Origin of the sequence: Anaerovibrio sp. (assembly GCF_051866355.1) — a bacterium.
Lineage (GTDB): Bacteria > Bacillota > Negativicutes > Selenomonadales > Selenomonadaceae > Anaerovibrio.
The window spans coordinates 1-11,554 of record NZ_JBJDWZ010000119.1; the positions used below are offsets into that span (position 1 = coordinate 1).

10 protein-coding genes are annotated in these 11,554 nt (G+C 50.6%); all 10 read left to right on the forward strand.

From position 1 onward, the window contains the following. The coding region (locus ACI3UA_RS06305; RefSeq protein WP_439723973.1) for a MetQ/NlpA family ABC transporter substrate-binding protein at nt 1-546 on the forward strand (546 nt) is incomplete at its 5' end. A 424-nt stretch (nt 547-970) separates the two neighbouring features. Next, nucleotides 971-2,596 carry an anaerobic glycerol-3-phosphate dehydrogenase subunit GlpA gene (gene glpA, locus ACI3UA_RS06310; protein ID WP_439723982.1) on the forward strand — a complete coding sequence of 542 codons (1,626 nt, stop codon included), beginning with the start codon at nt 971-973 and terminating at the stop codon, nt 2,594-2,596. After that, nucleotides 2,593-3,834, forward strand: coding sequence for an anaerobic glycerol-3-phosphate dehydrogenase subunit GlpB (glpB, locus tag ACI3UA_RS06315; protein WP_439723974.1), 1,242 nt, complete (start codon nt 2,593-2,595; stop codon nt 3,832-3,834). Before glpA ends, glpB begins: the two co-directional genes overlap by 4 nt. Before the next feature lie 19 nt (nt 3,835-3,853). Next, nucleotides 3,854-5,071, forward strand: coding sequence for an anaerobic glycerol-3-phosphate dehydrogenase subunit C (locus ACI3UA_RS06320; RefSeq protein WP_439723975.1), 1,218 nt, complete (start codon nt 3,854-3,856; stop codon nt 5,069-5,071). A 172-nt stretch (nt 5,072-5,243) separates the two neighbouring features. Beyond that, a complete protein-coding gene (gene glpK / locus ACI3UA_RS06325; RefSeq protein WP_439723976.1) occupies nt 5,244-6,746 on the forward strand; it encodes a glycerol kinase GlpK in 1,503 nt (500 codons plus the stop codon). 150 nt (nt 6,747-6,896) lie between these two features. After that, the gene (locus ACI3UA_RS06330; protein ID WP_439723977.1) at nt 6,897-7,616 is read left to right on the forward strand and encodes an MIP/aquaporin family protein; all 720 of its coding nucleotides are present in this window, start codon (nt 6,897-6,899) and stop codon (nt 7,614-7,616) included. 138 nt (nt 7,617-7,754) lie between these two features. Next, on the forward strand, nt 7,755-8,039 hold the full coding sequence (locus ACI3UA_RS06335; protein ID WP_439723978.1) for an Ada metal-binding domain-containing protein: 285 nt from the start codon (nt 7,755-7,757) through the stop codon (nt 8,037-8,039). A 29-nt stretch (nt 8,040-8,068) separates the two neighbouring features. Then, nucleotides 8,069-8,743 carry a hypothetical protein gene (locus ACI3UA_RS06340; protein WP_439723979.1) on the forward strand — a complete coding sequence of 225 codons (675 nt, stop codon included), beginning with the start codon at nt 8,069-8,071 and terminating at the stop codon, nt 8,741-8,743. A gap of 90 nt (nt 8,744-8,833) precedes the next feature. Continuing rightward, nucleotides 8,834-10,111: a serine--tRNA ligase gene (gene serS, locus ACI3UA_RS06345; protein ID WP_439723980.1), complete on the forward strand. Its 1,278-nt coding sequence runs from the start codon at nt 8,834-8,836 to the stop codon at nt 10,109-10,111. Nucleotides 10,112-10,217: 106 nt separating this feature from the next. Continuing rightward, entirely contained in the window at nt 10,218-11,324 is a 1,107-nt protein-coding gene (alr, locus tag ACI3UA_RS06350) for an alanine racemase (RefSeq protein WP_439723981.1), read from the forward strand. Nucleotides 11,325-11,554 lie beyond the last annotated feature (230 nt).

Consider the following 11,554-nt stretch of genomic DNA (forward strand, 5'->3'; position numbering starts at 1 on the left):
CCTTATCTGGACAATTTCGTCAAGGAGCATCCTGAGGTAAAGGCAGTCAGTGCAGCAGGCATTCACATTGAGCCGATGGGAATCTATTCCCACAAGCTAAAGAGCCTGGCCGAGATTAAGGACGGTGCATCGGTGGCTATCCCTAATGACCCGACCAACGGCGGACGTGCCCTGATTCTTTTGAGTAAGGCAGGAATCATCAAGCTGAAGGATGACACCAATATCGCAGCTACCGTTCAGGATGTGGTGGAGAACCCGAAGAACCTCAAGTTCCAGGAGCTGGAGGCGGCACAGGTGCCTCGTGCTATTGACGATGTTGATCTGGCTGTTATCAACAGCAACTTTGCAATGCAGGTTCAGCTGAATCCTGTCAAGGACAGCCTGTTTATCGAGGATTCCACTTCTCCGTATGTAAACATTGTGGCTGTGCGCGCCGGTGATGAGGAGCGCCCTGAGATTAAGGCGCTTGTAAGGGCCCTGCAGTCCGACATGGTGAAGAAGTTTATCGAGGAGAAGTACAACGGTGCAGTGGTAGCTGCTTTCTGATTTAGTCCTGAAATGAATGCTTAGATTGTCTTTTTAGACGGTCTAAGCATTTTTTCGTTGCAGGAGAAAGAATGCCAAGTGTTTGAAATTGTATGAAAATAGTTTTAAAAATAAAGATTAGCGGCATAAATATGGGAAATGCGTCTTATTTTAGAGGGGTGGATGGCGTATTAGTAGTAAACGGTAATAAAAATCTCGTTTTTCTTATTATTTTTGGTTGACTTCTTGAAGATGTTGGGGTAATATATGTGTGTAGATGAAATTTTGTTGCGGTTGAAATTTTACAATGTGCAATCGGAAGAAAATTCTAATGTGAGATAATAGTTATTGATAATAATTATTCGTTGAATATCCTTTGGTCTTATGCTTTATCTCATAAGGGGGCTGCGGTCTCTGTGTGTATTATAGAAAATGGGGGATTGTTATGGTAAAGGACAAGGCTACGGTTGTCATCGTCGGTGGCGGTGCTACAGGCGTTGGTATCCTGCGCGACCTGTCGATGCGCGGTATTGATGCACTCTTGATTGAGAAGCTGGACATGGTAAATGGTGCCAGCTCCCGTTATCATGGCCTGTTGCACAGCGGTGCCAGGTATGCTGTAAAGGATCAGGAGGCAGCAAGGGAGTGTATTGAAGAGAACACTATCCTGCGCCGTATCGGCAAGTCCTGTGTTGAGGCTACTACCGGCATGTTTGTACAGGTTGAGGGTGATGACCCTGATTTCGTTGAGCCGTGGTTGAAGGGCTGCAAGGAAAGCGGTATCCCAACTCGTGAAATCAGCAAGGAAGAGGCTTTGCGCATTGAACCTAATCTTTCCCGCAAGCTGGTTGTTGCTTACGAGGTTCCGGATGGAGCCATTGACGGCTTCCGCATGTCCTGGCAGAATCTGCAGTCTGCGGCCCGTTATGGCGGACGCTACAAGACCTATACGGAGCTGGTTGGCGTAAATATTGAGAATGCAACAGTAAAGAGCATTACTGTTCGCGATAATGTTACAAAGGAAGAGTACGAGATTGAGTGCGAGATTCTGGTAAATGCCGCAGGCCCATGGGCAGGCCAGGTGGCACAGATGGCAGGCCTTGAGTGCAATGTAAGTCCTTCCAAGGGCACGTTGATTGCATTCAATCAGCGCATTTCCAACCGCGTTGTGAACCGCCTGCGCAAGCCTTCCAATGGTGATATCTTCGTGCCGCATGGTTCCATCACCATTCTGGGAACCTCTTCCATTACCATTCCTGATCCGGAGGATACATCTACCTCCTGGGATGAGGTTGAGGAATTGATGAAGACCGGTGAGGGCGTATTCGAGCATCTGCGCGATTATCGTATCCTCCGTGTATTTGCCGGCTCCCGTCCGCTGTATGTGCCGAAGGGTGCCGAGGGTGGCCGTAACGCCTCCCGCGGTTTCGTAACCCTTGACCATGAGAAGGAAGACGGACTGAAGGGCATGATGACCATCTGCGGCGGCAAGTTTACGACCTACCGCCTGATGGCAGAGAAGTTCTGTGATGTGCTGGCTCCGAAGCTGAACAATACGGCAAAATGCCGCACTGCCGAGGAGGATCTGGTGCCGGAGGTACCGGAGGCCGAGAAGAAGGCCGCTCGTCAGTATTTCCCGTCTTATGGCGTAAATCTTGCTGCAACCCGTCTGGGTGTCGACAAGTTCGGCGACGTGGTAAAGACGTTGAAGGAGCAGCCTGAGAGCCGTGAGGTTCTCTGCGAGTGCGAGAATGTAACCATGGCTGAGATTCAGCGCATTGCTGCCGAACCTACCAGCCACAGCGTGGCAGATGTAAGAAGAAGGACCCGTATGGGCATGGGCACCTGCCAGGGCAACTACTGTGCACTGCGCAGTGCCGCTGTTGCCAACAAGCTCTTCCGGAACAAGCTGGAGGACTGCGGCGATTCCTTGTCGGATATGAAGAATTTCCTCCAGGCCAGATGGAAGGGCATTACCCCTGTTATGGCGGGCAAGACTCTCCGTGAGGCAGAGATGACAAGAGGTATGTACGAGCTGTTGTTTAACGTAAATGGGGGTAGACGAGGATGAGCAAATCTGATGTAGTTGTTATCGGCAACGGCATGGCAGGCCTGATGGCCGCGCTGGTCAGTGCCGATGAGGGTAAGAAGGTAACATTGCTGTCCTACGGTGCCGGTACATTCCCGTTGAACAGCGGTGTGATTGATATTCTTGGTTATGATGATGCCGGCAAGGCTGTGGAAAATCCTATAGAGGGATTGGGCAGGATTGCTGAGAATCATCCGTATAGAAAGATTGGCATGGCTGCCATTCAGGATGCGGTGGAGTTCTTCAAGCGGACTGTAGCTGAAGAGGGATTTCCGTATACCGGTTCCCTGAAGGAGCAGCAGTGGCTGGTGACCAGTGTCGGCACATTGAAGCCGACCTGCCTGTTGCCTGAATCACTGCAGGCATCCAAGTGCTTCAATGCCAATGAGATAGTGATTGTGGGTGTCAAGGGCCTGAAGGATTTCTATGTGGACATGGTAAAGGAGAATCTTGCCAAGGAATTGGGCAATGATAAGAAATATACAACTATTACCGTGGACACCTATATTACCGGCCGCGACCTGACTACCCGCGATGTGGCAAGATGGGTTGAGAGCGAGAAGGGCTATGGTGAGTTCCTGGCTCAGATAAAGGGTCAGGCAGGAAATGGCAAGGTTGTCATCGTTCCTCAGATTTTGGGAACCAAGGGCGATTATACAGTGTACAGCAAGCTGGTTAAGGATTTGGACTGCGGTGTAGTGGAAACTACCGGCATGCCTCCATCCGTAAACGGTATTCGTCTCCGTGATGTGCTCCTGGGTGCATTGAAGAAGAAGGGTATTCGGGTTATTGAGAATGCAAAGGCTGAAAAAGCTGTCGTAAAGGGTGATGTAGTTACTGCTATTGAGGCTGGCGGCGAGGTGCGCAGCCAGGTATACGAGGCGGATAAGTTCATTCTGGCAACAGGCGGCTTCTACAGCGGCGGCATAACCATGCGTGACTTTGGCGAATACAGGGAAATGGTATTCGGCCTGCCTGTAGAGGGTGACTGCGTAGAGGAGAGATGGGTAAACAAGCAGCTCTTCTCTGACAAGAAGCAGGCATTTGCTATGGCCGGCGTAAGAGTAGACAGCTCCCTCCGCGCTGTGGATGAGTCCGGCAACGTGGTTCTGAAGAACGTATACGTTGTTGGCCGCAACCTGAGTGGCTATGATTTCTGCTTTGAGCATTCCGGCAATGGCGTGGCTTTGTCCTCTGCGTACAAGGCTGCCAAGGCTTAATGGAAAGGGGTATTATATTATGGAGTTAGAAGAAAGAGCAAGAGATTCGGCGGATAACTGTATTGCCTGCACATCCTGTATTGCGGCATGTCCTGTTACCATGGCCAATCCTGAATATAAAGGGCCGAAGCTCGTTGGCCCTGCTCATAGCCGTATGCATTTCTCCGATCCAAGCGACTATGAGGACACGCTGATGCTGTGTTCCAACTGCAAGAACTGTGATATTACCTGTCCAAACGGTGTATCCGTTTCTACGCTGAATATGCTGGAAAGAGCAAAGTTCCTGGCGGCTCATCCGGAGGCTCACAAGCCGGAGGACGAAATGCTGAGCCACGGCTTCAAGATGGCCAATATGCTGAACAGCATTCCGTTTGGCAAGCAGATTGCCAATCTGGGTATGTCCATCGGCGAGGCTACCGGCATGATGGGCGTTATGGGCATGGCACCTAGAAAGGCGCCGCGCTACGCTTCCACGTATTTCCGTGATATGTTCAAAAATATAAAGCAGCCGTCTTCTGATAAGAAGGTTCTCTTCTTCCCTGGCTGCTATATTGATACCAATGATCCTGAAGTAGGCGTTGCCTTCGTCAAGGTCATGAATGAGAATGGCTATGAGGTACTCATGGATGACCGCTTTGTATGCTGCGGTTCTCCGCTGGTAGTAGGCGGCTATCTGGATGAGGCAAGGAGCCACGCTGACACCAATGTGTCCGTTATCCAGGAGTATGCCAGGAAGAATATTCCGGTGATTGCCTGCTGTACCTCCTGCTCGCTGATGCTCAAGACTGAGTACACGGAACTGTTTGCCCAGTCAGAGATGAAGGAAGCGGCAGAGAATGTATGGGATGCCTTTGAGTTCCTGGCAAAGCTGGATTATGAGGGCAAGCTGAAGAAGGTCAGCGTAAGCAGTGACCACAAGTTTATCTATCATGCACCTTGTCATCTCCGTGCCCAGGGCATCGGCCTGCCGGCTCTTGATATGCTGGAAAAGGCAGGGCTGAATATCGTTAATGCTGATGCAGGCTGCTGCGGCATTTCCGGTAGCTACGGCTTCCACAAGGACAACTATGAGACCTCCATGAAGGTGGGTCAGAAGCTGTTTGATGCCATTAACGGGGATAATTACCACAAGGTTGTCTGCGATTGCGGTACCTGCCGTATGCAGATAGAACATGGTACAGACACCAAGGCGATTCATCCAATTCAGATTCTGGCAAAACTTTATAAAAAGTCTTAACATTTTTAATAGACTGTGATATAATATAATAGGTGTAGTGAGCGATGCAGGCTTCACGGTGTGGAAGCAGGGGTGTTTCCTGAAGCCGGTATCATTCATATATTAAAGGAATAGCTTTTAGAGAGGGCTTTCCGAGAGGTAATTATTTATTTTTAAGAGGGGGATTTTCACAATGGCAAAGAAGTATGTAATGGCGTTAGATGCAGGTACCACTTCCAACAGAGCGATCATCTTCGATGAGAACTCCAAGATTGTAGGCGTTGCACAGAAGGAGTTCACCCAGTACTTCCCTAACCCGGGTTGGGTTGAGCATGATGCTGATGAGATCTGGAGCACCATGTGCGAAGTAATGAAGGGCGCTTTGGAGAAGAGCGGTCTGGAAGCCAGCGATATCGCAGCTATGGGTATCACCAACCAGCGTGAGACCGCAGTAGTATGGGATAAGAACACCGGCCGTCCTGTTTATAACGCAATTGTATGGCAGTCCCGTCAGACTGCTGGCATCGTTGATGACCTGAAGGCAAAGGGCTATCTGGATGAGTTCAAGCAGAAGACCGGTTTGACTCTTGATGCTTACTTCTCCGGTACCAAGATTACCTGGATTCTGGACAATGTGGAGGGTACCCGTGCCCGTGCTGAGGCAGGCGATCTGATTTTTGGTACTATCGATACCTGGCTGATTTGGAAATTGACTGGTGGTAAGGCTCATGTAACTGATTACTCCAACGCTTCCCGTACACTGATGTACAACATCAAGGAGCTGAAGTGGGATGAGGATCTGATTTCTCATCTGAATGTTCCTAAGACCATGCTGCCGGAGGTTCGTCCTTCTTCCAGCGTTTATGGCTATGCTGATCCTTCTATTCTGGGTGCGCCAATCCCTGTTGCAGGTGCTGCAGGTGACCAGCAGGCTGCTCTGTTCGGTCAGAACTGCTTCAACCCTGGTGAGGCAAAGAACACCTATGGTACTGGCTGCTTCATGCTGATGAATACCGGTACTGATATCTATGACTCCAAGAACGGTCTGGTTACCACTATTGCATGGGGTCTCGATGGCAAGGTTGAGTATGCACTGGAAGGTTCCATCTTCGTTGCCGGTTCTGCTATTCAGTGGCTCCGTGATGGTGCCCGCATGGTTGATTCCGCTCCTGATTCCGAGTGGGTTGCCAAGAAGGTTCGCGATACCGGCGGTGTATATCTGGTTCCTGCATTCGTTGGTCTGGGCGCTCCGTACTGGGATTCCAATGCCCGCGGCATGATCATCGGTATTACTCGTGGTACTACCAAGGCTCATATCGTTCGTGCAACTCTTGAGTCCCTGGCATATCAGACTAAGGACGTTCTGGGTGCAATGGAAGCTGATTCCGGCATTAAGCTGGCTGCCCTGAAGGTAGACGGCGGTGCTGTTGCCAACAACCTGATGATGCAGTTCCAGGCTGATATTCTGGGCGTTCCTGTTGATCGTCCTCAGATTATCGAGACTACCGCTCTCGGTGCTGCTTACCTGGCAGGTCTTGCTGTAGGCGTATGGAGCAGCAAGGAAGAGCTCAAGACTGCATGGAAGCTCGATGTACGCTTCGAGCCTGTAATGGCTGCTGAAGAGGCTGCCAAGCTCTACAAGGGCTGGAGAAAGGCTGTTAAGCACGCTATGCACTGGCTGGATGATGAGGAGTAATCCTTATTTGCCGGAATTTGTTAGAGATTGATTTGGATTCAGTGCCCGCTGCCGGTTGGCCTAAGTCCGGTAGCGGGCGTGGATTCGGGTATGCTGAGGGCATGTCCGTATAGAAATTTTTCATTACGTTATACGAAAGAGGGATGTAAAATGGATAATCTGTTAGGCGAGTTCATGGGAACTATGGTTCTGATGGTATTTGGTGTAGGCGTTAACGCCAACTTGAACCTGGCTAAGTCCTACGCAAGAGGTGCAGGCTGGATTTGTACAGCATGGGGCTGGGGTCTCGCAGTATTGCTGGGTGTATACACTTCTGTAGCACTGGGTGCTCCACAGGCTGATATCAACCCTTCTGTTACCATCGCAAAGATGTATCTCGGCACCTATACTCCTGCTCAGTTTGTTGCTACTATGCTGGTACAGACTGCTGGCGGTATCGTTGGTTCCATCATCGTTTATCTCTGCTTCCTCGGCCACTGGGCTGAGACTGAGGGTGGTAAGGTAGGTATCTTCTCCACCGGTACTGCAACTGGCGGTATCTTCAACGGCTGCCTCTCCGAGTTTATTTGTACTTTCTTCCTGATGTTCTGTATCCTGATGATCTTTGCTGCTCCTAACGGCCCATTGCCTGCCGGCTTCGGTCCTTACCTGGTAGCTCTGCTCATCGTTGCAATCGGTCTTTCCCTGGGCGGCTGCTCCGGTTATGCTATGAACATGGCTCGTGACCTTGGTCCTCGTATTGCCTTCGCAATTCTCCCTATCCCTAACAAGGGCGATGGCAACTGGGGTTATGCTTGGGTTCCATGTATCGCTCCTATGGCTGGCGCTCTGGTAGCTGCTGTTGTAGCTCGTGCTCTGGGTGTAGCTTAATCTGCTACTTCTGTTTGTTTGACTAATGGCTAAAAGTTAAATATCTGTTGCATCCCCATCTGTTGTCAGGTGGGGATGTTTTTATAGGAGCAATATGGTATAATAGAAAAGTATAGTATCTATCAGGGAGGCGTTTTAATGAACACGAATTTATTAAAGGGAATCGGCGTAGCGGTGCTTGTCGTTATTCTGGCAGTAGCCTACAATATGTATTCTGCTTCGGTAGAAAATGACTTCAAGGATATTTCCCGCACGGAAACCTACCGCATGGGTGATCACTACACCGGTTTCTATCACAGGCCGGGCTGTCCGAAGCTGCAGCAGACCCACGGCGGCGGTATTCGTTTTGAGAGCAATGAGGCGGCCAGGGCCGAGGGATATAGCCCTTGCAAGCGTTGTGACCCTGATGGGCCTAATGAATAATAATCTGTCAGGCGGAGGAAAGTGATAGTATGGCTTTAACGGCTCCGACGCCTCCGACCCCGCCTGTTCCGCCAGTCGTGCCGGGAGGCAGGCAGGACAGCGGAGCAGGGGAGAGCGGCTTCGGGCAGAATCCTGTCAATGGCACGGACAGCGGGCGTAGCTTTGGCGTGCATATAACAATCAGCAATCCACAGCAGGATGGCAGTCAGGAAAAAGGTACTGCCGGTAATACTGCCGGGGATGCTGTGCAGGGTGTATCTGATGGACAAAGTGGTCGTCAGGCCGTGCAGGCAGGCTCCGGCCGGCAGAAGCAGGCCGATGATGCCGGCGATGCGGCCGTTGCGCAGGATATAGCCCGTCAGGCCAGGCAGGATGTTGTACAGAGAATGCTGGGGGAGGATGGCACTGGCGGCGAGGCGCAGGCAGAAACAGCCGTCAGGACTGATGCGCCATGGCCCTTGCCGGGCAGCAATCCTTCCCTTATGAGTTTTTTGCCGCTGCTTATTGTTTTTGTGGCGGCCTTTATTACCTTTACCCTCCGCGGCATGAGTAAAAAACAGGCTGCATTTCAGGGAGCAGGGCGCAAGAAGAAGGCTCCGCAGGCCGGAACTGCAACGTCACAGGTGGAAGCCCGGACCGGTTTACCGGATAAGTCAGGAAATGAAGAGAAGTCCAAGGGAAGGCATTTTGAAATGAGAATTTAGCTATAATTTTTTTACAAATTGCGAAATATAAAGTATAATAGATTCGATATAGATAAATTGGCAAAGCCAAAATTTGTGGGGGCGAACAGTTTGTTAGATATTAAATTTGTCAGAGAGAATCTTGATGCTGTTCAGACTATGCTGAACAATCGTCAGAATAAACTTTCCTTGGACGGCTTTAAAGAATTAGAGGAAAAGCGCCGTGCAATCCTCAGCGAGGTCGAGGTGCTGAAGAATCAGCGCAATACTGTTTCAAAGCAGGTTGGCCAGATGAAGAAGAACGGTGAGAATACAGATGCCATTTTTGCTGAAATGCGTCAGGTAGGCGAAAAGATTGATGCCCTGGATGCAGAGCTGAAGCAGGTGGAAGCGGAGCTCCGCAGCATCATGCTGAGTATCCCGAATATGCCGAAGGAGGATGTTCCTGTCGGCGTGGATGAGAACGACAATCCGGAGGTGCGTCGTTTCATGGAACCGACCAGCTTCGATTTTGAGCCGAAGGCTCACTGGGATATCGGTGAAGCGCTGGACATCATTGACGCAGAACGTGCTGCCAAGGTGACAGGTGCAAGATTTACCTTCTACAAGGGCATGGGAGCCCGGCTGGAACGCGCCCTGATTAACTTTATGATGGATTTGCATGCCAACAAGCACGGCTATACCGAAATGCTGGCTCCGTGCATGGTAAATACCAACAGCATGATTGGTACCGGCCAGCTGCCGAAGTTTGCCGAGGACATGTTCAAGGTGGAAGGCACGGATTATTACATGGTGCCGACAGCCGAGGTGCCTACGACAAACTATCATCGTGAGGAAATTCTGGATGCGGCACAGCTGCCGGAGTATTATTGCGCCTATACCGCCTGCTATCGTGCAGAGGCCGGCAGTGCAGGACGTGATACCCGTGGCCTTATTCGCCAGCATCAGTTTAATAAGGTAGAGCTCATCAAGTTCTCCAAGCCGGAGGATTCCTGGGATGAGCTGGAAAAGATGGTTAATGATGCAGAGGATGTGCTGAAGATTTTGGAGCTTCCTTACCGCGTTATTACTTTGTGTACAGGTGATATGGGCTTCACCTCTGCCAAGACCTATGATCTTGAAGTGTGGATGCCGGCCCAGAATACCTATCGGGAGATTTCCTCCTGCTCCAACTGCCTTGATTTCCAGGCCCGTCGTGCGGGCATCAAGTTCCGCCGCGAGCAGAAGGGCAAGCCGGAGTTCGTGCATACCCTGAACGGTTCCGGCCTGGCTGTGGGACGTACCTTTGCGGCAATTCTGGAGAATTATCAGCAGGCTGACGGTTCCGTGGTTGTTCCGAAGGCATTGGTTCCGTACATGGGCGGTATTGAGGTCATCAAAAGGCTTTAATTTTATATGAAAAGTAAAGAGGCTTGTGCTGTTTGCAGCAGGGCCTCTTTGTTTATTGCAATTTCAGCCTGCTGCGTTTACAGAAGGTTTTTAGGAGGTAGGGAAAATGCCGAAAAGGGCGGTATGGGCAGAGATAAATCTCAAGGCGCTGGAAAATAACATCAGGAATATCAAGAGCTGCATACACAACAATGCGAAATGGTGTGCAGTGGTCAAGGCTGATGCCTACGGGCATGGAGCCGTAGCTGTGGCAAGAAAGGCGGTTGAGCAGGGAGCTGACTATCTGGCGGTGGCCGTGCTCAGTGAAGCCATAGCCCTGCGGGATGCGGGTTTTACGACGCCTATTCTCATTCTGGGAGCTACACCGGCAGAGGAATCAGGCACAATTGTGGACTATGGCATTACCCAGGTGGTTTTTACCGTTGAGCAGGCAAAATGCCTGTCTGCCGAGGCGGTCAGGAGAAATAAGGGCGTAAAGGTGCATCTGGCAGTGGATACCGGCATGAGCCGCATCGGAGTGCGTCCTGAGCTGGCAGGTGAGTTTGCCAGAGGCATCAGCAGTATGCCAGGCATAGAACTGGAAGGAATGTTTTCTCACTTTGCCCTGGCTGATGCGGAGGATAAGACTTTTGCCAATAAACAGCTGGAAAAATTCAGGCTGGCAATCAGCAAGGTACAGGAAGCAGGCGTGGAGATTCCGATAAAGCATATCGCCAATTCCGCCGCCCTTTTGGAAATGCCGGAGGCGCATTTTGATATGGTACGGGCAGGCATCATTCTTTATGGGCTGTGGCCTTCGGCTGAGGTGAAGCATGTCATTGATTTGCAGCCTGTCATGGAATTGAAGGCACAGCTTGTTTATCTGAAGGATTTGCATCCGGGGGAATCCATCAGCTACGGCTGTACCTTTACGGCGGAAAGGGAGAGCAGGATTGGCACCCTGCCGCTGGGGTACGCGGATGGCTACACCAGAATGTTCAGCGGCAAGGCACAGGTGGATTTTCACGGACAGCGTGCGCCTATCGCCGGACGCATCTGCATGGATCAGTGCATGGTGGATGTAACCGATATTCCGGGCATCAGGCAGGGGGATGTGGTGACCCTGTATGGTTCGCCGCAGCTAACTATGGACGAAGCGGCCGGCTGGCTGGGAACGATTAACTATGAGCTCCCATGCATGCTCAGCCCTCGCGTACCGCGCATCTATAAGTAAAGAGATTTTTCTATGGAGGTTGCTTTTTTGGCAATCTCCAATTTTTTTGTTTTTTCAAAATAAGTGTTGACATGGGCCTGATTTTCGTGTAATATATACATCGTTGTCGCTGAGATGTGACAAATGTGAAAATCTCACTGGACATTTGATAAATGGTTCGCTGAGATGGACATGAAAAAATATTTCAAAAAGTTCTTGACAAGTTGAACGGTTTGAGATATTATATAAAA